The 24,600-nt window shown below is 66.7% G+C and carries 24 protein-coding genes and 1 tRNA gene; 20 read left to right on the forward strand and 5 right to left on the reverse strand.

What is annotated here, in order from left to right:
• The first annotated feature begins 51 nt into the window (after positions 1–51).
• From WEA80_07100 to WEA80_07110, 3 genes are all read left to right on the forward strand, one after another.
• Positions 52–2,097 (forward strand): Ig-like domain-containing protein, encoded by a 2,046-nt coding sequence (locus WEA80_07100; protein MEX1186340.1) that lies wholly within the window; start codon positions 52–54, stop codon positions 2,095–2,097.
• Positions 2,098–2,263: 166 nt separating this feature from the next.
• Positions 2,264–2,815, forward strand: coding sequence for a helix-turn-helix domain-containing protein (locus WEA80_07105; protein MEX1186341.1), 552 nt, complete (start codon positions 2,264–2,266; stop codon positions 2,813–2,815).
• Between the two features lie 144 nt (positions 2,816–2,959).
• Positions 2,960–3,031 (forward strand) — tRNA-Cys (locus WEA80_07110).
• A gap of 456 nt (positions 3,032–3,487) precedes the next feature.
• Here the strand turns inward: WEA80_07110 and WEA80_07115 are convergent.
• On the reverse strand, positions 3,488–4,234 hold the full coding sequence (locus WEA80_07115) for a class I SAM-dependent methyltransferase (protein ID MEX1186342.1): 747 nt from the start codon (positions 4,232–4,234) through the stop codon (positions 3,488–3,490).
• A 245-nt stretch (positions 4,235–4,479) separates the two neighbouring features.
• Positions 4,480–5,724 carry a c-type cytochrome gene (locus WEA80_07120; GenBank protein MEX1186343.1) on the reverse strand — a complete coding sequence of 415 codons (1,245 nt, stop codon included), beginning with the start codon at positions 5,722–5,724 and terminating at the stop codon, positions 4,480–4,482.
• Between the two features lie 184 nt (positions 5,725–5,908).
• On the opposite strand from WEA80_07120, the gene WEA80_07125 reads away from it, so the two are divergent.
• Positions 5,909–7,279, forward strand: coding sequence for an MATE family efflux transporter (locus WEA80_07125; GenBank protein ID MEX1186344.1), 1,371 nt, complete (start codon positions 5,909–5,911; stop codon positions 7,277–7,279).
• Positions 7,280–7,296: 17 nt separating this feature from the next.
• Here the strand turns inward: WEA80_07125 and WEA80_07130 are convergent, their stop codons facing one another.
• Positions 7,297–8,058 carry a transglycosylase SLT domain-containing protein gene (locus WEA80_07130; GenBank protein MEX1186345.1) on the reverse strand — a complete coding sequence of 254 codons (762 nt, stop codon included), beginning with the start codon at positions 8,056–8,058 and terminating at the stop codon, positions 7,297–7,299.
• An 84-nt stretch (positions 8,059–8,142) separates the two neighbouring features.
• Between WEA80_07130 and WEA80_07135 the strand changes: the two genes are divergently transcribed.
• From WEA80_07135 to WEA80_07145, 3 genes are read left to right on the forward strand one after another with little or no spacing between them, the layout of a single operon-like run.
• Positions 8,143–9,213, forward strand: a complete 1,071-nt coding sequence (locus WEA80_07135; GenBank protein MEX1186346.1) for a multicopper oxidase domain-containing protein — start codon at positions 8,143–8,145, stop codon at positions 9,211–9,213.
• Positions 9,206–10,393: a ZIP family metal transporter gene (locus WEA80_07140; GenBank protein ID MEX1186347.1), complete on the forward strand. Its 1,188-nt coding sequence runs from the start codon at positions 9,206–9,208 to the stop codon at positions 10,391–10,393. The genes WEA80_07135 and WEA80_07140 overlap by 8 nt, the downstream gene beginning before the upstream one ends.
• Positions 10,393–11,178 carry a hypothetical protein gene (locus tag WEA80_07145; protein MEX1186348.1) on the forward strand — a complete coding sequence of 262 codons (786 nt, stop codon included), beginning with the start codon at positions 10,393–10,395 and terminating at the stop codon, positions 11,176–11,178. The genes WEA80_07140 and WEA80_07145 overlap by 1 nt, the downstream gene beginning before the upstream one ends.
• A 30-nt stretch (positions 11,179–11,208) precedes the next feature.
• Here the strand turns inward: WEA80_07145 and WEA80_07150 are convergent, their stop codons facing one another.
• Positions 11,209–11,556: a RidA family protein gene (locus WEA80_07150; GenBank protein ID MEX1186349.1), complete on the reverse strand. Its 348-nt coding sequence runs from the start codon at positions 11,554–11,556 to the stop codon at positions 11,209–11,211.
• A gap of 327 nt (positions 11,557–11,883) precedes the next feature.
• Between WEA80_07150 and WEA80_07155 the strand changes: the two genes are divergently transcribed.
• The 11 genes from WEA80_07155 (at position 11,884) to WEA80_07205 (ending at position 21,675) form a co-directional block, all read left to right on the forward strand.
• Positions 11,884–12,435 carry an RNA polymerase sigma factor gene (locus WEA80_07155; GenBank protein MEX1186350.1) on the forward strand — a complete coding sequence of 184 codons (552 nt, stop codon included), beginning with the start codon at positions 11,884–11,886 and terminating at the stop codon, positions 12,433–12,435.
• Positions 12,422–12,994: an isoamylase early set domain-containing protein gene (locus tag WEA80_07160; GenBank protein MEX1186351.1), complete on the forward strand. Its 573-nt coding sequence runs from the start codon at positions 12,422–12,424 to the stop codon at positions 12,992–12,994. Before WEA80_07155 ends, WEA80_07160 begins: the two co-directional genes overlap by 14 nt.
• A complete protein-coding gene (locus WEA80_07165; protein MEX1186352.1) occupies positions 12,991–13,647 on the forward strand; it encodes a hypothetical protein in 657 nt (218 codons plus the stop codon). Before WEA80_07160 ends, WEA80_07165 begins: the two co-directional genes overlap by 4 nt.
• Before the next feature lie 46 nt (positions 13,648–13,693).
• The gene (locus tag WEA80_07170) at positions 13,694–14,815 is read left to right on the forward strand and encodes a glycogen-binding domain-containing protein (protein ID MEX1186353.1); all 1,122 of its coding nucleotides are present in this window, start codon (positions 13,694–13,696) and stop codon (positions 14,813–14,815) included.
• A 76-nt stretch (positions 14,816–14,891) separates the two neighbouring features.
• Positions 14,892–15,572, forward strand: coding sequence for a hypothetical protein (locus WEA80_07175; protein ID MEX1186354.1), 681 nt, complete (start codon positions 14,892–14,894; stop codon positions 15,570–15,572).
• 88 nt (positions 15,573–15,660) lie between these two features.
• Complete coding sequence (locus WEA80_07180; GenBank protein ID MEX1186355.1) at positions 15,661–16,566, forward strand: DUF4382 domain-containing protein; 906 nt, start codon at positions 15,661–15,663, stop codon at positions 16,564–16,566.
• A gap of 235 nt (positions 16,567–16,801) precedes the next feature.
• Positions 16,802–17,269 (forward strand): glycine zipper domain-containing protein, encoded by a 468-nt coding sequence (locus tag WEA80_07185; protein ID MEX1186356.1) that lies wholly within the window; start codon positions 16,802–16,804, stop codon positions 17,267–17,269.
• Positions 17,270–17,489: 220 nt separating this feature from the next.
• Positions 17,490–17,888, forward strand: coding sequence for a four helix bundle protein (locus WEA80_07190; protein ID MEX1186357.1), 399 nt, complete (start codon positions 17,490–17,492; stop codon positions 17,886–17,888).
• A gap of 144 nt (positions 17,889–18,032) precedes the next feature.
• The gene (locus WEA80_07195; protein MEX1186358.1) at positions 18,033–19,694 is read left to right on the forward strand and encodes a HAMP domain-containing sensor histidine kinase; all 1,662 of its coding nucleotides are present in this window, start codon (positions 18,033–18,035) and stop codon (positions 19,692–19,694) included.
• Positions 19,694–21,079 (forward strand): M28 family metallopeptidase, encoded by a 1,386-nt coding sequence (locus WEA80_07200; protein ID MEX1186359.1) that lies wholly within the window; start codon positions 19,694–19,696, stop codon positions 21,077–21,079. Before WEA80_07195 ends, WEA80_07200 begins: the two co-directional genes overlap by 1 nt.
• A 107-nt stretch (positions 21,080–21,186) precedes the next feature.
• Entirely contained in the window at positions 21,187–21,675 is a 489-nt protein-coding gene (locus WEA80_07205; protein MEX1186360.1) for a DUF3293 domain-containing protein, read from the forward strand.
• Between the two features lie 58 nt (positions 21,676–21,733).
• Here WEA80_07205 and WEA80_07210 read toward each other — a convergent pair whose 3' ends face one another.
• Complete coding sequence (locus WEA80_07210) at positions 21,734–23,275, reverse strand: hypothetical protein (protein MEX1186361.1); 1,542 nt, start codon at positions 23,273–23,275, stop codon at positions 21,734–21,736.
• Between the two features lie 121 nt (positions 23,276–23,396).
• Here WEA80_07210 and WEA80_07215 point away from each other — a divergent pair, with 121 nt between their 5' ends.
• Both WEA80_07215 and WEA80_07220 read left to right on the forward strand, forming a co-directional pair.
• Positions 23,397–24,083: a DNA-3-methyladenine glycosylase gene (locus WEA80_07215; protein ID MEX1186362.1), complete on the forward strand. Its 687-nt coding sequence runs from the start codon at positions 23,397–23,399 to the stop codon at positions 24,081–24,083.
• A 13-nt stretch (positions 24,084–24,096) separates the two neighbouring features.
• Entirely contained in the window at positions 24,097–24,594 is a 498-nt protein-coding gene (locus tag WEA80_07220) for a hypothetical protein (protein ID MEX1186363.1), read from the forward strand.
• Positions 24,595–24,600 lie beyond the last annotated feature (6 nt).

Below are 24,600 nucleotides of genomic sequence, written 5' to 3' on the forward strand. Positions count from 1 at the left end.
GCATACGACACCCGGACCTCGAGCTCTCCTCATCATATGGTGGCATTGCGCATGAGCGTTTTTTCCGCGACGAGAGTGCTCGTTGCCGCTGGTCTGATGTTTACGGCTGCGTGCGGTGGGGGGGATGGTCCTACGCCGCCGGCCGGGCCGGCTTCGGTCGATCTGGTGCCGACCGGCAGTCTGCGGCTGTTTGTCATCGGAGAGACGGTCCAGCTCACGGCCACGCCCAAGGATGGTTCGGGCAATCCGGTCTCTGCGCCTGTCTCGTGGACGTCGGGCAACCAGGCGGTCGCGACGGTCAGTGGCTCCGGACTGGTAACGGCTACGGGATTCGGCACGACGACGATCCGGGCCACCGCGGGCACGGTGTTCAAGGAAACTTCTATTCTCGTGCAGGCGGCGGTGACCGAACAGTCGTTCAACGTGAACGCGGTGCAGTCGTGCAGCGACCCGATCATGGCGTCCGCCAGGCTCGAGGCCACGTCCGCCCACCTGTTGATCTACGCCGACGTCAACAACCCGCCGAATGGATTCACGACGGCCGATTACGAGGCGTTCGCGGCGTCGTTCGAGAGTCTCGTCTGGCCCGTGCTCACCGAGAATTTCGGGGAGCCCGCCGACATAGACAACAACGCGAGGGTGATCGCGCTGTTCACCCGCGCGGTCAACGAGCTCACCGAAGCCGGCTCGACGGGCGTGGTGGGCGGGTTCTTTTTCGGGCGCGACCTGTTCCCGAAAACCGCCGGCGGAGGGCTTCCGGCCTGCTCGGCGAGCAACGTAGCCGAGATGTTCTATCTGCTCGTGCCGGATCCGACCGGCTCGATCAATCAAAATCCCCGGTCGGTGGATGATGTCAGACGCATCACCGTTGGCGTGATCGGGCACGAGATGCAGCATCTCATCAACTCCTCCCGGCGCCTGTTCATCACTCAGGGGGCGCTGTGGCCGGAGACCATTTACATGGAAGAGGGGCTGTCGCACATCGCCGAGGAGCTTCTATTCTACGACGCCAGCGGGGACGCGCAGCCCAGGATGAACCTGGGGGCGAACGAGATCCGGGCCACGGAGCCGCGACGGCAGGCGTTCAACCTATTCGGGATCTCCAACGCCGTGCGGTTCAGGAATTACCTCAGGACCCCGCACAACAACTCGCCGTACGAGAAGGGTGATGATCTCGAGACTCGTGGAGCCGCCTGGTCGTTCCTGCGGTATCTCGCCGATCGCATCGGTTCGACCGCCGTCACTGAGTCGACGTGCGCGGCGCCGGTATCGCTCGCGCTGGGCGGACGGTGCCGCATAGACGGTGCCGCCGCGGCCCAGTTCGATGTCGCACCGGGCGCGAGCCTGGGCGAGTTCACGATCGTCGCCTTCGCGGCGGACATTCCCGCGACGGGTAGCGGCCCGACTGCGACGGACGGGACGATGACCACGACAGCCAGCGCGACTTCGAGTATCGCGGTCACGGGACCGCCTAACCCCTCGGCGGCCCCGGCTGGCGCGCGGCTCTCGACGTTCGCTGCGGGGAGCCTTGGACCGGGCAGCGGGGTGCAGCTCGACTACACGGTCCACGACAGGCTGCGCCGGCTGGAACGCCGCGACTTGCCGAGCCGGGTCCCCGCAGCGCGCGCGGCGTACGCCAATCGGGCGCACACGGGTCCGCGGTTTTATTCGGCTCCCGCAACCGCGCCGTCCATGGCGGTGCTCGTCGTCGAGCCTATATGGGCACAGCTCGTTAAGAACTCGGTTGACACCGGCATGGTGAACCTGCGTAACAGGTTCGACCCGAATATCACCGGAGCCGCGAAGGACTGGGCGGTCGCGAACTACGTGGACGACATCGGGCTCAGCGGCCTTCTCGCGCAGTACACGCACCCGAGCTGGAACTTCAGGACGCTCCTGCCGGAGATCAATGATCCGAATGTGTATCCGCTCAAGGTCAACAGCCTTACCGAGGCGACGTCTCTGACGATGACCAATGGGGGTGCGGCCTACTACAGGCTGGGCGTGGCGGCGGGAACGACGAGCACGGTGCGATTCACGGTCAACAATGGCGTACCGACCGACAGGCTCAGGCTGGTCGTGGTGCGGACAAAGTAGGGAGAGCGGGGGAGATTTTCGAGAAACAGCCGGGCTCGCGCCCGGCTGTTTTTTTTTGGCGCGGTGTGCGTTCACCGTCGTTCCGTTTTGCGTGAGGACGTAACGGCGGAAGGTTGTTGAGCGACGAGGCTGCGACTACAGCTTACCGCGCATAGAATTCGGGGTGATGAAGCGAGCGAACAGTGATTGGGGGGCCTTGGCGCGCACGGCGGTGCGTGCGGACGGCGCGGCGCGGTGCAGGCGGTGTCTCGGGCTCACGCAGTCCGATTTCGCCGACGCGGTGGGAGTGGGGCGGGTGACGGTGGCGCGGTGGGAGACGGGAGTCATCCGCCCGACTGCTCGGCACGTGTCCGCGATGCTCGATCTGCTCGCCGGGATGGTGACGAAGTCGCGCGTGCGGGGCGCCGAGAACGGCGAGCTGCGCGAGCGGTTCGCGGCGGTGGTGCTGTTCGGCGCGCGCACGCGGCTCGCGCCGGCGGCGTGGCGGGAGCTGCTGGATCTGCCCGCGAACGCGCTCGGGGGAGTGCCGACGGCGGAAGGGCGGGATGGCCGGCAGCTCGCTTCCGGGTATGACGTTGGGTTGTGGATAGAGCGGAAGCTCAGGCGGAAGAACCCTCGGCTCGCGGTCGAAGGTGACGGTGCGCGGGAGATCGGAGAGCGGCGGTTGATGAGCGAGATCGTGTTTTTCGCCGAAGGGCTGCGGGGGAAGAGCGGGTAACCGCGCTGCGTGCTGCGTGCTGCGTGCTGCGTGCTGCGTGCTGCGTGCTGCGTGCTGCGTGCTAACTGCAACAGCCAACAGCTAACTGCTAACAGCCAATAGCTAACAGCCTCCTTCCCGCTATTTTACGTATTCCCCACACACGGCGCGGTAGCCAAGTGGTAAGGCAGCGGTCTGCAAAACCGCTATTCGCCGGTTCGATTCCGGCCCGCGCCTCTTTGACGGTTACAGAGTGGTTCAGTAGCCCCGAGAATCTCGCGAAGTTTCGGCATGAGATTGCCGACGTCGTTATTTACGCGCTGCTGCTTGCCAATTCTGTCGGGATAGAGGTGCCCTCCGCCGTGCGGGACAAGCTGCTACTGAATTCTTGAACTTTCTTCGTGAAGACCCCGTGATGGGTTGGTTCATATTCTTTGCATTACTGGTAACTGTTGTGCCGGCAGCATCGGTGCTCTGGCGCAGGATATCTAGGCGTGACCAGGTGGAAGTGAAAAAGCAGACAGCTCCTGAAAGAAAATCGACACACTTCGGAAACCGGACGGAAGTTGTCATCCTGTTCGTCGGGTTTATGCTTCTGCTGGCCGTAATCGGCTGGATACGCAGCACCTTTTTTGGATAACTTGGCAAGCTTGGGCAGAGCGAAGCGAAATCCGCCCCGCGCGCGGCCGCTAGCTAGGGACCGAGACTAGCTCGTAGCACGTAGATCACCCACGGCGCGATCGCCGTCTCGCTGATCCAGCTCTGCCCGTCGTCGGGCCTGCCCAGCGGCGTGAATCGCGCGACGAGCTCGAGCTCCGCGGCAGCGAAGAGCGCGAGATAGTCCTCGTGGAACCAGATGAGGTCGACGACCGGCCGCCGGTCGGGGACGTCCTGCATGACGATGCGCACAGGGTCCCCGCTCTTCGCGTCGCGATTGTCAGGAAAATCGCGCGTGGTGAACGAGGCCCACTCGTGCATGTAGATGTCGGGTGTGGACCCGAGCAGGATGATTCGCCCGCCGGGGCCGAGGAGCCGCCGAAGCCCGTGCAGCAAGTCGCGCCGTCTGCTCACGCCCGGGATGTTGTCGAACGCGAACGTCGACAGGACGAGATCGAAGCGGCCGGGCGCGAGCGCGCTGAAGTCACCGTCTTCGACCCTGTGATAGCTCCCGGCGGGGTCGAGCTTCCGAGCGAGCTCGACCATCTTCGCCGAGATGTCGATGCCGGTCGTGTCGAATCCGAGCTGCTTCAGGAACCGTGTGGACCGCCCGGCACCGCAGCCGAAGTCCAATGCCTCGCGCCCGGTGACGTGCCCGGCGATGATCGCCGGCAGGTCGCGGTAGGCGAGGAAGTACGTACCGGGGAAATCGAGCGCCGCGTAGGCAAGGGCCCGCGCGTCGTCGTCGTACACGTTCGAGAAGTGGCCCTCGTCTCCCTGCATGACCAATAAGATGACCGGTTACAATCTCCGGGAAAGTTGCAGTTCCCTTTCGGTTCCCTCGAAGCCTGCCAACAAAAAAAGCCCCTGCCGCCAACCACTCGGCAGGGACTTTCACCAACCCCTGGTAGCAGGACGCGGCTGCCATGATCCGCGTCACAAGCATCCGGAGCTGCTACCTACGCGTGCTCTGATCTATGGGCTGGCGATGATGTTCCTGGTCCAGTGCCGGTTGCTCCCGAGCCACGTCACAACGATTTCAGGAATTGAACGAGGTCGCCCTGCTGCGACGCGCTCAAGCCGAGGCGGCGAACGTTGTTGTAATGCGCGACCACGGCGTCGAGCGTCGCGGCGCTTCCATCGTGGAAATAGGGCGGATGTTGCCAGAGCCCGCGAAGTGGCGTGGTGCGATACCGCTTGTTGGCCGTGCGCATCGCATACGCGGCGCTCATGCCGGTCTCCGACGGATCGTGCAGCACGCCGGAATTGTTGTCGGTCCCGGTCGCGCCGACGTGGCACGACGCGCAATTCGCATTGAAGACCAATCTTCCGCGCGCGGCCGCCGCGGCGTCGAAGCTCCCGGCCGGCGGCGCGGGCGTCTGCAGGCTGTGCTGGTACGCCCGCAGCGCGGCGAGCTTGGGCGCCACGAGGTCCGGCGACTGCCGTATGTCGATCCCGACTCGCGGGTCGGAGAAGTTGCCGCGCCCGTGTAGCTGCGTGATCGCTACGTACGCGTTCCAGTAGGAGATAGGTCCTTCCGCGGTGAACGTCACGTTGCGGGTGGAAGCCAGGCCGTACGCGGGTGGGAGGACGAGCGGCGTGCTCTTGCCGTCGAAGTTGAAGCGCGGATCGTACTTGCCGGGGCCCCATGAGCCATACACCGCCTTTTGCGCGGGGGTGATCGCGGGCGAGAGTGATATGATCGCTCCCACGTTCAGATCCCTATTCGGCGAGCCATCCATCCGCCGGCCGATTCCCCGTGCGAACGAGTTGTCCACGGTCGAATGGCATAGCGCGCACGTGATCCCGAGGCGGACGAGCGTGTCGCGGCCGCCCACCGTGTTCACCGCTCCTTTGAGTCCAACGACGGCGTTCAGCTTCAGGAGCGTCACCGTCGTGGCCGGGCTGTTGAGGTCGACCTGACCTGCCTTGATTGCCTGGGCAACGTCCGGCGGAATCGCTTCGGCATCCACTTTCAGCCCGACGGACAGCGCGGTGTTGGGGCTGACCGATTTCTGCACGACTTCGTGCATGCGCGCCGTGTCGGTCCAGAATTGCTCGTCGCCGAAAGTCTCGAAACGGAAAATGTCCCGTCCCGCTGCGATCGTCTGCGGCGACATGTTGCCCGGCACGTCGAAGCCGGTGGGCGCGGATGCGGCCCCGGGCTGCGCCGCGGTGCAACCGGCGACCGCTCCGCCGACGACGAGCAGGAAGAGAGTCGTAACGATGATTGTGCGACCGGACCAGCGCGAATGTGTCCGCTCGATGCTCACGTCACTGCTCCTTGGCGACATTTTCGAGCGAACTGTACCCGGAAGCGACCGGTTCGCGCTTGCCCGCGAGTGACGGCTTAGGACGTAAGTGACGGGGAGTCCTGCTCTCGATTATGGTTGGTGGTTCGCGCGGCGAGTCGTGGAGGGCGTCGCGTGAGCCACGAACCATGCACGAGGAACCGTCTTGCGTCCCAGCCGGAGTGAATACGGCGCGCTGATCTCGCTCGCTACGCCCATCGTCGTCGTCCAGGTCGGACTGATGACGATGGGCGTGGTGGACGCGATCATGGCGGGACGGTTCTCCGCGGAAGCGCTCGCCGCCACCGCGATCGGGAACTTCTACTTCTTCGTGGTCGCGATCTTCGGCATGGGCGTGCTGCTCGTGCTCGATCCGCTCATCGCGCAGGCGGTGGGCGCGCGCGACGAGACGGGGATAGCGCTCGCGGTCCAGCGCGGGCTGCTGCTCGCGCTCGTGCTTAGTGCCGTGCTCGGCGCGCTGATGCTGCCGGCGGAAGGAGTGCTGCGCGCTCTCCGGCAGCCGGACGAGCTGGTGCCGCTGGCCGCGCGGTACGTGCTGATTTGTCTGCCCAGCCTCCTTCCCTTCAACGCGTTCCTCGTCTTCCGGCAGCTGCTGCAGGCGCTCGGCCTGACGCGCGCGATCGTCGCGACGATCCTGCTGTGCAACCTCGCGAACGTCGGGCTCAACTGGGCACTCATCTTCGGGAACCTCGGGTTTCCGCCGCTCGGGGTGACGGGCGCGGCGCTGGCGACGTCGATTTCCCGCACGCTGCTCGTCCTGGTTCTCCTGGCTCTCGCGTGGCGGCGGCTGCGACCGTACGTGCGGCCGTTGCGGCGGCAGGCTCTCGAGCGCGCGCCGCTCGCGCGGATGCTGCGCCTCGGACTTCCGATAGGCGCGCAGCACGAGCTGGAAGTGTCGTACTTCGGCGGACTGATCCTGCTCATGGGACTGCTCGGGATCGTATCTGTCGCCGCGCATCAGGCCGCCATCAATCTCGCGTCGCTGACGTTCATGGTTCCGGTGGGCGTGGGCTCGGCGACCGCGGTGTTCGTCGGACGCGCGGTCGGGGCGCGGGACGAGCCGGCGGTGCGCCGGTACGCGGTCGCGGGACTGGTGTGCGGCGTCGGGTTCATGTGCCTCGCCGCGGCTGTGTTCCTGCTCTTTCCCTTCGGGCTCGCCGGCCTCTACTCGCGGGACCAGGAAGTGATCGCGCTCGCCGCGGGGCTGATTCCGATCGCGGGGCTGTTCCAGGTGTTCGACGGAACGCAGGTGGTATCCGCCGGTATCCTGCGGGGAATCGGCGACACGCGCTTTCCCATGATCGCGGCCGCGCTGGGCTTCTGGCTCGTCGGGCTGCCGCTGAGCTTGCTGCTCGGTTTCGGCGCGCGGCTGGGCGCGGAAGGGCTGTGGTGGGGATCGCTCGTCGCGCTGATGATGGTGGCGGCGCTGCTGCTTTACAGAGTGCGGATGCGGCTGCGCCGCAGTATGGAGCGAGTGATCATCGACCACAGGGAGCCGTTAGCTAATAGCCAATAGCCAACAGCCAATAGCTGCTATTCAGTCAGCTCGGCTACCATCTGGCTGGCCGCGGTGCGGGAGTACCTGAGGACCTTGTTCGGATACGTGTGGCAGTTGGGCGTGTTCCTGCCGCGCACGCACCCGTTGTAGCGGAGCAGCGCCTTCTCGACTGTCTTCGTCTTCCCCATGTACTCGGCCAGGATCGCGACGCCGTGGCAGATGTTCGCCTCGACGTTGTACAGGTCGGGTGACGAACAGCCGTACTTGCCGCTGTGGAACGGCATGATCTGCATCAGCCCGCGCGCGCCGACGCTGCTCCGCGCCTTCACGTCGAGTGTCGCGTCCTCGGTGAGCAGCACGCCGATCAACAGGGCCGGGTCGATGTTCTTCTTGCCGCCCTCGATGACGAAGGAGCGCGCGATCCTGTCGGCCAGCAGCGTGTCCTTGGTGTGGAGCCGGAGAACGCGCGAGACCCGGTAGATCTCGTCCTCCTGCGTGTTGGGCTGAACCACGGCGACGGGGAGGCTGAGTAGCCCGCCCGGCTTGGCGAAATGCAGCGGCTGCCGGCTGATGGCGAAGACGGTTCCGGCCGTGAGCAGCGCGATCGCTCCCAGGACCTGACCGGCGACGCGGGCGGCGCGGCGGCAGTACCACGCGAGGCATTCGCGCTTTTCCGGAACGCCGGGCTTGCCGGTTTTCCGGGTGTGGGGCGCGAGAAAGGCCGGCGGGGGAGCTGCCGCCTTCCGCCTGTCGTGTGCGAAGTCGCCGCTCATGCCCCGGAGAGTCGCAGGGGCCATGCCATCCTATAGGTGTGCCCGAAGGCCTCCATTGCGCATTCCGCCGCACTAAACCATTATTTAGGGTACACTAAAACAGGGATTATGTCTGATCAGAACGACCGGGCGCCGGAAGGAAAGGACCTCGTCGCGCCCTTGATGAGCCGGCGGCAGGCCGTGAAATGGGGGGCGCTGGGTACCGTCGGGCTGGCGGCGGCCGGGACCGCCTGCGTCCAGCGCGGAGGCCCGCTGGCCGCCGGCGACACCTTGAAAGGCGGACTGGCCCCCGGGCACGGCTCCCATCACGACATGATGGCGGTGGGGGAGCTCCGGCGGGATTCGTTCGACCCGACGGCTTTCCTCACTCGCTTCGATTACGGCCGCGAGTCGACTCTTCCATCTGGGCAGACTCTGCGCGAGTACGACATGGAAGCCACGGAATTCGAGCTCGAAGTCGTGCCGGGCGTGTTCTTCCCGGCGTGGGGCTACAACGGGCAGGTTCCCGGGCCGACGATCCGCTGCACCGAAGGGGACCGTCTCCGCGTCCACTTCACCAATTCCGGGACGCATCCGCACACGATCCATTTTCACGGCTTTCACCCGGCGAACATGGACGGCGCGTTCGAGGTCGTGGCGCCCGGCCGGAGCTACACGTACGAATTCGACGCCGCCCCGTTCGGGCTGCACCTGTACCACTGCCACACCGTTCCGCTCAAGCGGCACATCCACAAGGGACTGTACGGCGCATTCATCATCGATCCCAAGGAAGGTCGCCCGCCCGCGCGCGAGCTGGTGATGGTGATGAACGCCTTCGATACGAACTTCGACGGAGAGAACGAGATTTACGCGGTCAACTCCGTCGCGTTTCACTATCAGAAGCATCCGATCGAGCTCCGGCTGGGCGAGCCGGTGCGCGCCTACGTGGTGAATCTCACCGAGTTCGACCCGATCAACTCCTTCCATCTCCACGGGAACTTTTACCGGCTGTACCGGACCGGCACGAATCTCACGCACCACGAATTCACCGACAACGTGATGCTCTGCCAGGGCGAGCGCGCGATTCTCGAGTTCACCTACGACCACGAGGGGCCGTTTCTCTTTCACGCCCATCAGAGCGAATTCGCCGAGCTGGGATGGACCGGGATGTTCGTGGTGCGGGGCCCGGCCGTTGGCTGACGCCGCGGGGGTATCCCGCCCGGACCGCACGCGCACCTGGCTTGCCGCGCTGCTGCCGCTCGTGGCGCTGCTCGTTTTTCTCCTGCTGTTTCTGCGCTTCGGACCCGCCGGCGTATTCACCGGATCGTTTCCTCCGGTGGAGGAGCTCACCATCACGCGGGTGACGCTGCCGGATCGCGGCGTGCTCCGGGTGCACGCCGTGAATGGAGGGCCGGCGCCCGTCACGGTCGCGCAGGTGCTCGTGGACGACGCGTCGTGGGTGCACACGGTTGATGGATCGCGGACCATCGGCCGGCTGGAGTCGCGCGAGATCACCATTCCGTATCCGTGGGTGGAGGGCGAGCCGGTCGTCGTGCGGCTGGTGACGAGCACCGGACTCACCTTCGACAAGGAGGTAGCGGTCGCGGTCCGCACGCCCGCGCCGGACGCGCGCTATCTCACGACCTTCGCGCTGCTCGGGCTGTACGCCGGCGTGGTGCCCGTGTTCATCGGGCTGCTCTGGTTTCCGTTCCTGCGAAATCTCTCGCAAAGATGGATAGAGTTCTTCCTGAGCTTGACCGCCGGCCTGCTCCTGTTCCTCGGCGTCGACGCGCTGGCCGAGGCCGTCGAGCTTTCCGCGCTGGTTCCCACGGCATTTCAGGGGCTCGGCCTGGTTCTCCTCGGGCTCGTCGGTACGCCGCTCGTGCTGGCCGCGGTCGGCCGCCGGCGAAGGGGCGGTGGCTCGGCCTCGCCCGTGTACGTCGCGATGCTCGTCGCCTTGGCCATCGGACTGCACAACCTGGGCGAGGGGCTTGCGATCGGAGCGGCGTACGCGAGCGGGGAGATCGCGCTTGGCAGCTTCCTCGTGATCGGATTTCTGCTGCACAACACAACCGAAGGTCTCGCCATCCTCGCGCCGCTGACAAAGAGCAGGGTGACGCTCGGGCTGCTCGCGGTGCTCGGTCTGCTCGCGGGCGTCCCCACGATCATCGGAGCATGGATCGGCGGATTTACCTACAGCCCGGGGTGGACCGCGCTGTTCTTCGCCATCGGCGCCGGCGCGATCGTACAGGTGCTGGTCGAGCTGGCGCGCCTCTTCCCGGGTGACGAGAAGGGCAGCATCGCCGCTCCGCTCAACGTCACCGGCTTTCTCGCCGGCATGCTGATCATGTACCTCACCGGACTTCTGGTAACCGCCTGATGCGACGGTTGCCGCTGCTCCTTTGTCTCCTGTTTCTCCCGTCCACCGCGGACTCGCAGGATCCGCCGCCCATCCGCGACAACAGCTTCCTCATAGAGGAGGCGTACAACCAGGAGCCGGGCGTCGTACAACACATCCTGCTGTTCGCTCGCGACCGCGCGACGCGCGACTGGGAGCTTGGCTTCACGCAGGAGTGGCCGTTCCTGAGCCAGGATCATCAGCTGAGCTACTCCGTCCCGCTCGTGAGCACAGCCGGCGGCTCCGGCATCGGGGACGTCGCGCTGAACTACAGGTATCGCTGGCTCGCCCAAGCGCGCAGCGAGTCCGTCCTTCGGATCAGCGCGCTGCTTCCCACCGGCAGCGCCGAGCGTGGGAGGGGCGCGGGGGGAGCGGGCGTCGAGCTAAACCTGCCCGTCTCACTGGAGATTGGCCGTACGCTGGCGGCGCACTGGAACGTGGGCGGATCGGTGATTCCATCCGCGCGCGCCGTGGACGGAACGCGGCGCGCGGCGAGCGAGCTGTTCGCCGGAGCCAGCCTGGTGTGGCTGCTGCATCCAATGCTGAACCTGCTCGCCGAATCGGTGTGGTCGCGAGCGGAAACGCCGGGCATCGGCGGAACGCGAACGTCAGAGACGTCGCTCACTCTTGTGCCCGCAGTCCGCGGCGCGATCAATCTCCGCTCGGGTGCGCAGATCGTCCCCGGCGCCGGCCTGACGATCGACGCGCGGGACGGAATGCGGGTATCTGGCCTGCTCCTGTACTTGAGCTTCGAGCACGGGTTCTGAGCCACGCCGTTACTAGTCACTAGTCACTAGTCACGTCTTCTCAATGAGCCCCTCCGCCTCGATCTCGACCAGCATGTCCGGATCGATCAGCCGCGCGACCTGGACCATGCTTGTGGCCGGGCGAATCTCGCCGAAGAAGGAGCAGTGCGCGCGGCCGATCTCCTCCCACTGGTCGATGTCGGTCACGTAGATCCGCGTCCGCACGATGTCGCTCAGCCGCGCGCCGGCGCGGTGCAGCGCGGTCTCGATGTTGGTAAGCGTCTGGATGGCCTGGGCGTGGGGGTCGCCCTTTCCCACGAGCGGGCCGCCGTCGCTCGTGGCCGTCGTGCCGGACACGTAGATGTGCGAGCCCACGCGGACGACCCGCGAATACCCCACCACGGGCTCCCACATGCTGTCGGTCGAGATGTTTACGCGCGTCAGGGCCGCCTCCAGGAAGATTCTGAAGTAGAGGAATATGCTGCTTCCGACTGAGGACTGAGGACCTTGCGGACTCAGAACTAACTACAATTGCGGATCGGCGACTAATTGAGGACCGAGGATGGGCCCAACCGCGCGGAGGAAGCGATAGGTGTTTCTTTCCGCAATCCTCAATCAGTCCTCGATCGTCAATGGCCGTTAGTCCTGAGCCCGCAAGGGTCCTCAGTCCTCAGTCCGCAATCCTACGGATGTGACCCAAGCACGCCACCATATAGTCTATATCCTGTGACGGACCTCACTGACGAGCAGGTCGTCGACGCGGTGCTGGGGGGAGACACGGACGCATTCGCGGTCCTGGTGTCCCGTTATACCGCGCGATACGCGCGCTTCGCGGTGCGCATGCTCGGCAACCGTGAGGACGGGGAAGAAGCTTTGCAGGATGCGTTCGTGCGCGTCTACCGCGCGCTGGGCAAGCGGGACCGGAAGAGCGCTTTTGGTCCGTGGTTTCATTCGATTCTGTCGAATCAATGCCGGACGGCGGCGAGCAGGCGCGCCAACCGGCTGCGGCTGGTGGTGCACGACGAAGGGGCGCTCGAGCGGGCGGCGGTTGATTCTCCGGCTCCCGCCGGCGGCGATGGGTCCGAGATCGAGACCGCGATCGGAAAGCTGGATCCGGCGCAGCGCGAAGTGTTCCTGATGAAGTACGTGGAAGAGATGAGCTACGAAGAGATTGCGGAGGTCACCGGTGTCGGAGTTTCGGCACTCAAGATGCGCGTGAAGCGCACGGCGGACCATCTGCGTGAACTGATGGGGGAGGTACCGCATGAAGCAGGATGACGAGGATTTCCTCGAGCAGATTGCGAGGCCGCTTCGCGAGCCGGTGGAGATGAGCACGGGGTTCGAGGCGCGGGTCATGGCCGCGGCGCGCAAGCGTGAAGGCACCAGCGTGCTCGCGTGGATCGTGCGCCCGCGCGTTCTGCGTCTTTCGCCGCTGGCGGGACTCGCGGCGGCCGCCGGGATCGCGCTCGCGGTGCTCACGCTGGACCGCGCGGGCTCTGAGCGCGTCGCGACACAGGTGGCCGCGACGTTGCCGGCCGCGCCCGCGGCCGCGGCCGACACGATCAAGCTCGTGCAGTTCATGCTGGTCGCGCCCGAAGCGCGCACGGTGTCCCTCGTCGGCGATTTCAACGACTGGGATTCGACGGCAACGCCGCTGCGCGAAGCGGCCGACGCGGGCGTGTGGACGATCACGGTGCCGCTCGCGGCGGGCAGACATCAGTACGTGTTCATGGTGGACGGCAATCGCTGGACGCCTGATCCCGCGGCGCCCACGGCGGTCGAGGACGACTTCGGCATGCCGAACTCGGTGATCACCGTCGGGGAGAGTGCGACGTGATCCGCATTCTGTTCCGCAGTCTCACTATTGCCACGGTGCTGACGGCGCTCGCGGCGTTCGCGGCGTCGGCGCAGGACGCGCGCGTGTCGACGCGCCTCGACGCGCGCACGGCGGCCGCGGTCACGCGCGTCGTCGATTCGGCGCGGTCGCGGTCGCTGCCCACGGAGCCGCTCGTGCAGAAGGCGTTGCAGGGCGCGGCGAAGCGCGCGCCGTCGGCGCGTGTGCTGGCTGCGGTCAGCGAGCTGCTGGGCGAGCTCTCGACGGCGCGCTCCGCGCTCGGCCAACGGTCCACGGAAGCCGAGCTGGTGGCCGGCGCGGGCGCGCTGCACGCGGGCGTTCCCGAGGCGACGCTCTCGCGGATCCGCGAGCTGCGCGGCGGCCAGTCAGTGACGGTCGCCGTGGGGACGCTGGCGGATCTCGTGGCCCGCGGCGTCCCGGTGGACGCCGCGGTCAGCGCAATCCTGGCCCTCGTCGAGCGGCGCGCCGCCGACGGGGACGTCATCGCGTTCAGCAATCAGGTAGGGCGGGACATCGCCGCGGGCGCGCCGCCCGCGGTCGCGGCCAGAGTGCGAGCCCGCGGACCCGGCGCGCGTCCTGCAATAGTTCCGGGCCGGCCCGACAACGCCGGGCGCGGCCGGCCACCGGCGGAGTAGGCGCCTGCCGGCCGCCCCTGGAACAGTTTCTTTCACTACAAGGAACATGCGGAATCTGATCGCGCTGGCAGGCGCCGCAATGTGCGGATGGTCGTCGCTCGTGTTCGCGCAGGCCGGAGTTTATTTCGACGCGGGTGGCGCCCGGGTCCGGTATGGGGACACGGTTCAGGTGAGTGCCGCTACGGTCGGCGCGTCCGCGTATTCACTCACCCGCAACACGGGCTTCTCCGCCACGCTCTCCGGCTCGACGACGCAGCAATCGAGCTGGACGACATTCGGCGCCGCGCAGGGTTCGGTCCTCACGCCCGCACTCGCTTTCGCGCGGGGCGAGCTGCACGGCGGCGGCTCCATCACCTCGTACGGCGCGGGTTCGGGGAGCGGACAGCTCGCTGGCGGCGGCAGGCTGCACCTCTCGGGGCGCAGCGCGGGGGCATGGCTCGGCGCGAGCGCGGGGAGCGTGAAAGATCCCATCGGCTGGCGATCCATGAACGCGGGCGAACTCGGCGCCTGGATGCAGACCGGCTTCGCCATCGCGCAGGCGGTGATCATGCCGGTGCGGATCGCCGGCGGCCTGCGCTACACAGACGTCGAGGGAACGATCAGGTTCGACAACTCCCGCCTGGAGCTGATCGGCGTCGCCGGGATGCGTTCGGCGATCGACGGCTATGATGACGATCCGGATCCGTGGGCGAGCGTGAACGCGACAGCCTGGCTGTTGCGCGCGGTCGGCATCACCGCCGGCATCGGCAGCTATCCTGCCGACCCGGGGCAGGATTTTTCCGCCGCCAGGTACGTCACGCTCGGCCTGAGGGTCGCGCCGATGAACACGCGCCGCTCTCCCGTGTTGCTGTCCGCCGACGTTCTCGGAGGCACGCGCGTCGCTCCGCCCGCTATGACGGTGACCGCTGGTCCCGGCGCGGTGCGCACGATCACGTTCCGGGCTACCGCGGCGCGGACCGTGGAGATCATGGGCGACTTCACTGATTGGACTCCCGTTCAAATGAGTCCGGGGCGGCCGTCGGGAACGTGGGCCATCTCGCTGCCGATCTCCCCCGGCGTGCACCAGCTCAACGTGCGTCTCGATGGCGGAAGCTGGGTCGTGCCTGAGGGGCTTACCGCGATAAAGGATGAATTTGGCGGGTCGGTGGGGATTCTGCTGGTCCCGTGAAAGAGGATGTGACGGAAGGCGCGGATCGGCTGGTCTATATCTGCGTACCGAGCCACATCCCATTCAGGAGCAAGGAATGAAAGCATTTACTGTTCTGGCGGCGTTGGTTGCGCTTGCCGCCCCGGTTTCGGCCCAGGGGACTTCCGAGGATCTGAGCGCGCGTCTGCGCGCGGTTCTCCCCGCCGAAGTCGCCGATCGCGTGATCGCGACGGTTTCCGAAGCGCGCAACAGAGGCCTTCCCGCGCACGCCCTCGAGCAGCGCGCTCTGATGCTCGCGGCCAAGGGCGTCGAAGCGAGCTCCATCGCCCGTTCGGTCGCCGACCAGTCGCGCGCCATGGGCGAGGCGAGAGCGGCGCTGGCGCGTGGCCGAGCCGACGTTGCGACCGGCGACGACATCGCCGCGGGCGCCGAGGTGATTCGCAAGGGTGTCGACGGCGCACAGGTCAGCGAGCTGGCGAGAAGCGCTCCTTCGGGACGGTCGCTTGCCGTTCCGCTGTTTGTGCTTGGCAGCCTCGTAGATCGCGGCCTGCCGTCCGACGTTGCGCTGGCGCAGGTCGTGGAGCGGATGAACGCCCGCGCTACCGATGCCGAGCTGGCCGCACTGCCTGAGCAGGCCGTGGCCGGACGCGCGCGCGCTGTTGCAGGTGGACGCGGTGCAGGCGCGGCCGGGGGCACGGTCCGTGGCGGGCCGCCCACCAACGTCCCGCCCGTCGCAGGCGGCGGACGTGGCCGCCCCGCTGGCGCGGGCCGACCGTAGTCGAAGGTGAGGTAAGCGCTGGCGACCGCCATGGCGCGGTCGCCGGCGTCCTTCCGTTTTGCTTTTCACATCGAACAGGAGCATTCAGATGATTCGCAAGATCTCGCGCGCCGTTCTCGGCTCGCTGATGGCTGTTACCGCGGTAACCGCGTGCAGCGACACGACGGGGTCCAACACCGGCAAGCTCACCGTCAAGCTGACGGACGCGCCATTTCCGTTCGCGGAAGTGAGTAGCGTAGACATGTGGGTGGTCCGCATCGACGCCCGCACGCAGAGCGTGAGCGAGGCCGAAGCGAGTGACGCGTCGGACACCGGCGGCTGGACCACGATCGCGTCGCCAAACGCCTTGATCAACCTGCTCAGTTTGCAGGGCGGCGTGACGACCAACCTCGGCACGACCTCACTGGCCACCGGCAACTACAATGGCTTCCGTCTCATTCTGGACACGCAGAAGTCCAGCGTGACGCTGAAGGACGGCACTGTTCTCACCGGCGGCAACGGCATCATCTTCCCGAGCGCGGCTCAGACGGGCATCAAGATCAATCTCGACGCTCCGATCCAGATCACGCAGGACAGCTCGGTGATGATCCTCGACTTCGACGTCGGGAGCAGCTTTGTCATGCGGGGCAACAGCATCAAGAACAACGGCCTGCTGTTCAAGCCGGTGATTCGCGCCGTCGCCACCGAGCTCACCGGCGTGCTCACGGGCTCCGTTCGCAGCACGAGCGCGACCGGCCCGGGAGTAGCGGGCGCGACGGTGGACGTGCTCAAGGACGGCACGGCGCTGGCCGATACCGTCGCGGCCAACGTGGTGGCGAGCACCTCGACCGACGCATCGGGGAATTACAGGTTTTCGTTCCTCCTGCCCGGCGCGTACGAGGTTCGGGCGACACCTCCGGCGGCCAGCGGCTTCCTGCCGGCGCTGCTCCCGGATGGTGTGACGATCACATCGGGCGCGACGGTCGCCGACAAGGTGATCGTGGTGGTCCCGTAGCTTTGGAGCCTGTGAAAAATCCCCTGTCCGAAGCGTTCGGATGGGGGATTTTTTTGCGTCCTCCGAGGGGGACACCAGTCTCAGGAAACTGGGCGATTTTCCCGGGTTAAGCGCGTAGACGCGGACTTAAGGGCCCAATGGAAGCAGCAGCGAATGGCACGTCACGTGCCTTAATAAGAGGCATCACCGCGGGAGCCATGAGGGCGACAGCGGCCAGTCAGCGGAGGTTGACACAATGCAGAAACTCAGAGCACTCGTACTCGTCCCGGCGATTCTTTTCGCGGCGGCCTGCGGTGGTGACGATTCCAAGAGCGTCGACGCGGCGCTGGACAGCGATCTGCGCCTGGCGGGTGAAGCGTATGCGCCGGGCATGGACAGCATCTCGATGATGGAGCGGAACGCGGCGCTGGCGCCGACTACGCCGAGGCGGACGACGACGGCTCCGCGGCGCACGACCACGGCGCCGCGACGTGCTTCGAGTTCGGGCAGCGGCACGTACTCGGCCCCGGCTCCGGTTCGCACCGAGACGCAAAGAAACACGGCCCGTGACGCCGCGATCGGCGCCACGGCTGGTGCGGTCATCGGCGCCACGACCAGCAGAGACAAGGTCAAGGGCGGATTGATCGGCGCGGCCATCGGCGGAATCGCCGGTGCGGTGATCGGGCACAACGTCGACAAGAAGACGGTGCCGGTGAACCAGTAACGGCAGAACGGCAAGCTGGAAAGGCGGGTGCGGATCGCACCCGCCTTTTCTTTTTGATTGAACTACCACTGAGAACTGAATAGCTGCCCGCTGCCAGCTGGAAGCTGTCCGCTTGTCAGCCGACGGCATGTTGACTCTTCGCGAAGATCGAACAGCGGATTGATGTTTGCCGGACGGAAGTGATTCACGCCTTGGCTCGGTTGAGGCGCAGACTTCCTGGGTGAGCGACTATAAGAAGCTGCGCGTTTGGAGAAAGGCGCACTCTCTGGCGATCAATGCGCACCGCGTGGCAAGCCGGATGCGCGGGTCGCAGTATTCGAGCTTCCGATCTCAGGTTATCCGTGCGGCCATGTCGGTGCCGACGAACATCGTCGAGGGACGGGAGCAAAAGGGCGAAGCCGGCTTCGCGCGCTTCCTCCGAATCTCGCTCGGGTCGCTTTCAGAGCTGGAGTATCACTTGCTTGCTGGACGCGACGTCGGCGCGATCTCGACGAGCGATCATCGTTCGCTCTCCAGCCAGGTCGAGGAAGTACGCATGATGCTCCACGGTCTTGTGCGAAAGCTCGAGAGCACCGGGAAATTGGCAGGTCAGCCACGACGAACGGTCAACAGGTCGTAGGCTGGACGGCGGACAGCTACCAGCGGGTAGCGGGCAGCTTATCAGTTTTCTTTCAGTAATACCTTCTGCCCATTTTCTTCCGGAAACCTTCAATTTCGTCCGGCCCCCGTACAACTTACCCGCCCCACCTTCGGACCCGCATTAATGGATCGTTCGCGCGGCCCGCGAACAACCGACATACTGACCAGGCTTCCCGGCTTCGCGAGTCTGTTCGCGATCGCTTCGGGAACGGCCGTGCTCCTCGGATGGTCGCTCGGCATTCCCGAGCTGACGCGGATGCTTCCCGGCTTCGCTCCGGCTCGGCTGCTCGCGGGCGCGGCCATGGTTCTCTCGGGAGCCGCGCTATGGCTCGTGCGGGACGCGGAAGCGGGAACGCTCCGGCGGTTCACCGCCGCGATCCTGGCGGTTGTCGTTGCGGCCATAGGGCTCGCGTCGTTGAGCGAGCAGCTGATCGGGAGAGCCTTCGACTGGTCGCTGCTGGGGCCGCGCGTCACGGCGATACCGGGACTGACCAGCAGCCTCCCGGTAAACTCCGCGTGGGGATTCGTCCTGGTTGCCGCCGCGGTGTGGACGCTGTGCTCGCGCAAGCTCAGCCGGAGCCGCGCGCCGCAGTGGATAGGGCTCGCGATCTTCCTCACCGGATTCTTCGCGCTCGTCGGACGAGCGTTCGGCGTCAGCGCGTTTTACAGCCCGATGCCGGGCCTCCCGATGAGCCTCTGGGCGATGTTCGTCCTCCAGGTGCTCGGCGTCGGCGTCGTGTTCGCGCGGCGCTGGTTCGGCTTCTCGGCGCTGGTCATGGACAAAGGGCCCGGCGGAAAGCTCGCGCGCCGTCTGCTGCCGCCCGCGATCGCCATGCCTTTCGTCGTCGGATGGGCCGCGCTGCTTCTCGAGCGCGCCGGCGTGTACGGCACGGAAGTGGGCTCCTCCTTCTTCGCGGTCACGATCGTGCTCGCGTTCACCTGGATGGTCATGCGCGCGGCGCGCGCGGTGCAGCGCGCCGACGCCGACCGGCTGGCGGTGCTCGGCCGCGAGCAGCACGAGCGGGAAGTCGCCGAGCTCGCGCTGGTCACGGCAGAAAAGGCGAGCCTCGCCAAGAGCGACTTCCTCGCGGTGATGTCGCACGAGCTGCGCACTCCGTTGACCGCGATCATGGGCTACGAGGAGCTGCTCGCCGACGGGATCACGGGACCGATCAGTTCACAGCAGGCGCAGCAGCTGAGCCGCATCAAGGCCAGCGCGCAGCACCTGCTCGGTCTAATCGACGAGATCCTGACGTTCTCGCGGATCGAAGCCGGCCGCGAGACGATCCGCCTGGAGATCGCGGACGTGAACCGGATGATCGAGGACTCGGCGAATCTCGTGGCGCCGCTGGCGGTGGAGAAGGAGCTCGGCTTCGTCGTGCACCTGCTCGACCCGCCGCGGTACATGCGCACGGATACCGTGAAGGTCCGGCAGATGATCGTGAATCTGCTCACCAATGCGGTGAAGTTCACCGAAACGGGGACGGTCAGCGTCAAAGCCGCGACCTCCGGACAGAACGTCGAGATCATCGTGCACGACACCGGGATCGGCATCGCCGAGGAGCACCTCGACAAGGTGTTCGATCCCTTCTGGCAGGTCGAGCAGAAGGCGACACGCAGGGCCGGGGGAACGGGCCTCGGACTCACCGTCACGCGGCGGCTCGCGCGGCTGCTCGGCGGCGACATCCTCGTGCAGAGCAGCGTAGGCGAGGGAACCAGCTTCACGATATCGATTCCGGGGCTCGCGACCGCGACTCCGACGGACACTCCAACAGTGACAGAATGATGCGAAACGCTTTCCTCCGTGCAGCGCTCGGCGCGCTGCTGCTGGCTTCGCTCTTCCCGGCTTCGCCGGACGCGCAGACGATCGCCGACCGGTATCGCGCTACGACCGACAGGATCATCGCGGCCGCGTTGAGCGACAGCGCGGCGTACGACCGCGTCGCGCTCCTCACCGACAAGTTCGGCCACCGGCTGAGCGGGTCGGCGAGCCTCGAGCAGGCGCTCGACTGGATAATCGAGGAGATGCGGCGCGACGGACTGGTGAACGTGCGCGGCGAGCCGGTGCTGGTGCCGCACTGGGTGCGCGGCAGCGAGTCCGCGGAGCTGGTGCAGCCGCGTCGGGTGAAGCTGCACATGCTCGGTCTTGGTGGGAGCGTCGCCACGCCGGCCGCGGGAATCACCGCGCCCGTGCTCGTCGTGACGAGCTTCGACGAGCTGATCGCGAGGGGCGAGGAGGCCCGCGGCAAGATCGTGCTGTTCGACGTGCCGTTCACCAACTACGGCGCGACCGTGCAGTATCGCAGCCGCGGTCCCGTGGAAGCCGCGAAGCTGGGCGCGGTCGCGGTGTTGATCCGGTCGGTCGCGAGCAACTCGATGCAGAATCCGCACACGGGAGCGACACGGTACGACACCGCCGTCGCGCGGATTCCGGCGGCGGCGCTGAGCGTCGAGGACGCGGCCATGCTCCACCGGATGCACGCGCGCGGCGAGAGCGTGGTCGTGACGTTGAAGATGGAAGCGACGACGCACCCGGACGCGATGTCCCGCAACGTGGTCGCCGAGCTCGCCGGCCGCGAGAAGCCGGAGGAGATCGTAGTGCTCGGCGGGCACATCGACTCGTGGGACGTCGGCCAGGGAGCGATGGACGACGCCGGCGGAAGCGTCGCGGCGTGGGAGGTCCTGCGCGTGCTCCAGCGGCTCGGGCTGCAGCCGCGCCGGACCATCCGCGTGGTGCTGTGGACCAACGAGGAGAACGGACTCCGCGGCGCGACCGCGTACCGCGACGCGCACGCCGCCGAGATCCCGCGGCACGTGCTGGCGATGGAGTCCGACGGCGGGGTGTTCGCGCCCGAAGGCTTCAGCGTCGCCGGATCCGCCGACGCGGTCGCGATGGTAGGCGGCCTCGCGACGCTGCTCGAGTCCATCGGCGCGACGAGGATAACGGCCGGCGGTGCCGGCGCGGACGTGGGTCCGCTCACCGCGGCCGGCGTTCCCGGCCTCGGCCTCGATGTGGATGGCACGCGCTATTTCTGGTATCACCACTCGGAGGCCGACACGATGGACAAGCTCGACCCGCGCGAAGTCGCGCAGTGCGTCGCGGCGATGGCGGTGATGGCCTACGTGATCGCGGAGATGCCGGAGACTCTGCCGCGGCGGGCGCCCAGATAAGGCGTGACTGGTGACTGGTGACTGGTGACTAGTGACAACGGGCTGGCAGCCTTTATTGCACGTCATCACTAGTCACTAGTCACCAGTCACTAGTCACCAATTGCCAAATGCCCCCCATCTCCGAGCAACTCGACCCCGACTGGCACCGGTATCCCGATACGGTGCTCCACTTCCGTACCGACCCGCCGGTGCGGGTCGATCTGCGCGAGCCGGTGGCACGGGACGCGGTTGCGGCGATGGATTCGATAGGATTGCCCCGCCCCTTCGCGGTCCTCACGGCACACGATCCGCGCGGCCGCGACGAAGACGCCGACGTCAACGAGCGCCGCGCTGAAACGCTCGATGACAGGCTGCTTGCCCTGGGGGTCGAGTTCATTCACGTCGACGCCTGCTCGCCCGACGGCTCGCACTGTGAGGCCAGCGTTGCCGCGCTCATCGAGCGCGAGCGGGCGACGGCGCTGGCGCGCGAGTTCGAGCAGGTCGCGATCTTCTGGTTCGACGGCGAGAAGTTCTGGATTGTGGGGGCGCTCACCGCTGGCGATCCTGTGATGCTGCCGCGGTCCGCAGTCCGAAGTCGCAAGACATGGCCGGACTGACCGCACTAAAAAAGCCCGCGACTTGCGCCGCGGGCTTTTTCGTCTTCTGTCAGCGAAGTCAGAGCAGTGGCTTGTACCTGAACGCCACTATTCCGATCGCCTTCCCGGTGACGTCGAATTCCCCGGTCCCCTTCGCCTCGACCGGACCGACCTGCGCCTGCTCGGTCGCGACGACATTGCCCGACCGGTCGAGCATCTCGGCGATCAGCGTGTACGTCTGCGGGGTGGTACCGAGGTTCTCGATGGTTCCCCGCAGACGGGCCTCGCCCTCTCCGGGTGAGAACTCCGTGAACGACACGCGCACGGGCATCTGGCTCGCCATCCTGTCGTACTTGGTGGACGAGTCCGTGTAGGCGCGACGCTGCGCCGCGCTGGACGCGCGCTCCGCCATGCCGGCGTAGGAGTAGGCGTGGAACACCCAGTTCTCCGGGTTGTTCGGGTCGATGGTCGTCAGCCGCGTGGTGATCGGCAGCAGTCCCGCATAATCGTTCAGCTTGATCAGCGTCAGCGACAGATTGCGCAAGGCGTCCCGGTGATTCGGGTTGGAGGTGAGGACGGCGTTGTACAGCGCGGCCGCCTGTATCGACGTTCCGAAGCGCGTCGCGAGAATCCCGGCCGTGAGCAACGAGCGCTCGCCGTAGCCGGCGGGATTGGACGACACTCCCCCGTACACGGCGCGGATGGACGCCGTATCGTTCACGGCCTCGAACGCCTCGCCGATCTTCTGCAGCGCGTCGGCCCTCTGCAGGTCCGACTCGGCGAGCGCGGCGTACTGCTTGAAATGCTCCGCCGCTTCACGCGCGCGGACCGGGCGCTCGGCAACCGGCGCGTCGGCGATGGACGCCGACGCCAGCTCGCCGAGCTCGTAATGCGAGCTCCGCACCACGTCGACGTACTGCGTGTCGTTCTGCGCTATCTCCAGCGCTCTTGCCAGGTGGCTGCGCGCCTCCGTGTACAGCCTCGTCTTGTCCGCGGCCGCGGCCGCGCCGTCGGCGAGACGCTGTCGCGCGATCCCGCCCAGCACGACGTACGCGTACGGCGCGTTCCGGTCGAGAATCAACGCGCGGCGCGCGAGCGTCTCGGCGGTGTCCAGCCGGCCCTCGCTGAGCGCGGCCAAGGCCTTGTTCATCGTTCCGACCCAGGGCGGACCCTGGCGCCAGGCCGAAACCTGGCTGGCGCACTGCGGCGCAAGCGTCTCGACCAGCGTGAAGATCGAGTCGGCCAGCACGTACAGATCAGCCGACTGCTCCCGATCGGTCGCGAATCCGAAGTCGGCCCGCGTCCCGTTGACGGGCGCCGAGGATTCGGTGAGCAGAAGCGCCAGGGCCTGGCCAAGAGTGAAAGCCTGTCCGGCGGGATTCTTGTCGCGATCGCGCGCCGTGGGATCGGTCAGCAGCCGAACGGCGGTCCGCGCATCGGTGGCGGGATCCCCGTTGCTGTTCAGCGTCGCGATCCCCTTCTGCACGGCGAAGAAGGCACGCCCGACGAATTGCGGGGCGTTCTGGTCTATGTTGCACGCGTCGTCCTGCGCCCGCGCGGGTGTCGCGACTACGGCGGAGGCGCACGCCAGACCAGCCAGGAACTTCACACAGGGATTCATCCACCTACTCCGAGAGGAAGACAAGAGTTACCGTCCTGGCAGTCGGCGAGAAGCGCTCCGCCGGACGGGGGCAATCCTCGTAATATACCATTCCCCTGCCACTGTTCCCCGCGCCAGCCCCATGAACAAGCCGCGACCGTACACACCCGCCCTGCATCGATCCGCCCTGCGACATTTGCGGCGCTCCGACCCCGTTCTGGCGCAGGTTCTCGCGCGCCACGGTCCGCACCGCTTCGAGCTGCGGACCGGCGGGTCGCACTTCGACGCGATCGCGCGGGCCATCGTATCGCAGCAGCTCTCCGTTAAGGCGGCGTCGACCATCCATGGACGGTTCAGGGCCCTGTACGCCGCCGCCGGCGGGATGCCGGAGGTCGTCGCGCGCATCCTCGAGAGCCGGCTGCGGGAAGCCGGGCTCTCGCGGCAGAAGATCGCCTACATCAGGGACCTCGCGCGGCGGGTGGCGGCCGGCGAGCTGGAGCTGGACCGGATCGACGAGATGCCGGACGACGAGCTGATGGCGCGGCTCACGGCCGTGAAGGGTGTGGGCACGTGGACCGCGCAGATGTTCTTGATGTTCCGCCTCGGCAGGCCGGACGTGCTGCCCGTGCTCGATCTCGGCATCCAGAAAGCGATTCAGCGGGCGTATGGGCTGCGGAAGCGGCCCAGCGTTCGACAGATGGAGAGAATCGGGAACGCATGGGCGCCGTACAGGACCATCGCGTGCTGGTATCTGTGGCGCAGCCTCGATCAGCCGCCGGTCGAGCCGCGCGCCGTGGGCCGAAAGTCAAAAAGCGGCCGCCCACAATAGGTAGATTGAAACCATGCCCATGGTTTCCTTCGATTCATTGGGCGACGACTCCCGCGTGTGGGTCTTCGCCGCCGATCCCGCGCTGGACGAAGATCGCGCCCGGCAGCTTCTCACCCTGGTCGACGACTTTCTGCGGGAGTGGACGGCGCACGACGAGCCATTGACCTGCGGCCGGGATTGGCGCGACGGACGGTTTCTCGTAATCGGCGTGGACCAGAACGCCACCGCATACGCATCCGGCTGCTCGATCGACGGTCTGTACCGGAAGCTGGCCGAGTTCGAGAAGCAGACCGGCGCATCGCTCCTGTCGCGGGATCGGGTGTTCTACCGTGACCCCGCCGGACGGGTGCAGAGCGTCTCGCGGGACGAGTTCGCCGAGCTTTCCGCCAGCGGCGCGATCGGCCCGGAGACCACCGTGTTCGACACGAGCATCAGCTCGCTCGGCGAGTGGCGCCAGCGGTTCGAGCTGCCCGCGTCCGCCTCCTGGCACAGGGCGCTGCTGACGGTGTGAGTGCGG

This window comes from Gemmatimonadaceae bacterium, from assembly GCA_040882285.1.
GTDB lineage: Bacteria > Gemmatimonadota > Gemmatimonadetes > Gemmatimonadales > Gemmatimonadaceae > JACDCY01.

What these genes read in the sequence shown, in the direction of transcription:
- WEA80_07100 (MEX1186340.1), top strand. Translation starts at nt 52, where the DNA reads ATGAGCGTTTTTTCCGCGACGAGAGTGCTCGTTGCCGCTGGTCTGATG.
- WEA80_07220 (MEX1186363.1), top strand. Translation starts at nt 24,097, where the DNA reads ATGCCCATGGTTTCCTTCGATTCATTGGGCGACGACTCCCGCGTGTGG.
- WEA80_07195 (MEX1186358.1), top strand. Translation starts at nt 18,033, where the DNA reads ATGGATCGTTCGCGCGGCCCGCGAACAACCGACATACTGACCAGGCTT.
- WEA80_07130 (MEX1186345.1), bottom strand. Translation starts at nt 8,058, where the DNA reads ATGGCCCCTGCGACTCTCCGGGGCATGAGCGGCGACTTCGCACACGAC.
- WEA80_07145 (MEX1186348.1), top strand. Translation starts at nt 10,393, where the DNA reads ATGCGACGGTTGCCGCTGCTCCTTTGTCTCCTGTTTCTCCCGTCCACC.
- WEA80_07170 (MEX1186353.1), top strand. Translation starts at nt 13,694, where the DNA reads ATGCGGAATCTGATCGCGCTGGCAGGCGCCGCAATGTGCGGATGGTCG.
- WEA80_07185 (MEX1186356.1), top strand. Translation starts at nt 16,802, where the DNA reads ATGCAGAAACTCAGAGCACTCGTACTCGTCCCGGCGATTCTTTTCGCG.
- WEA80_07135 (MEX1186346.1), top strand. Translation starts at nt 8,143, where the DNA reads ATGTCTGATCAGAACGACCGGGCGCCGGAAGGAAAGGACCTCGTCGCG.
- WEA80_07210 (MEX1186361.1), bottom strand. Translation starts at nt 23,275, where the DNA reads ATGAATCCCTGTGTGAAGTTCCTGGCTGGTCTGGCGTGCGCCTCCGCC.
- WEA80_07175 (MEX1186354.1), top strand. Translation starts at nt 14,892, where the DNA reads ATGAAAGCATTTACTGTTCTGGCGGCGTTGGTTGCGCTTGCCGCCCCG.
- WEA80_07105 (MEX1186341.1), top strand. Translation starts at nt 2,264, where the DNA reads ATGAAGCGAGCGAACAGTGATTGGGGGGCCTTGGCGCGCACGGCGGTG.
- WEA80_07205 (MEX1186360.1), top strand. Translation starts at nt 21,187, where the DNA reads ATGCCCCCCATCTCCGAGCAACTCGACCCCGACTGGCACCGGTATCCC.
- WEA80_07200 (MEX1186359.1), top strand. Translation starts at nt 19,694, where the DNA reads ATGCGAAACGCTTTCCTCCGTGCAGCGCTCGGCGCGCTGCTGCTGGCT.
- WEA80_07180 (MEX1186355.1), top strand. Translation starts at nt 15,661, where the DNA reads ATGATTCGCAAGATCTCGCGCGCCGTTCTCGGCTCGCTGATGGCTGTT.
- WEA80_07160 (MEX1186351.1), top strand. Translation starts at nt 12,422, where the DNA reads ATGAAGCAGGATGACGAGGATTTCCTCGAGCAGATTGCGAGGCCGCTT.
- WEA80_07215 (MEX1186362.1), top strand. Translation starts at nt 23,397, where the DNA reads ATGAACAAGCCGCGACCGTACACACCCGCCCTGCATCGATCCGCCCTG.
- WEA80_07115 (MEX1186342.1), bottom strand. Translation starts at nt 4,234, where the DNA reads ATGCAGGGAGACGAGGGCCACTTCTCGAACGTGTACGACGACGACGCG.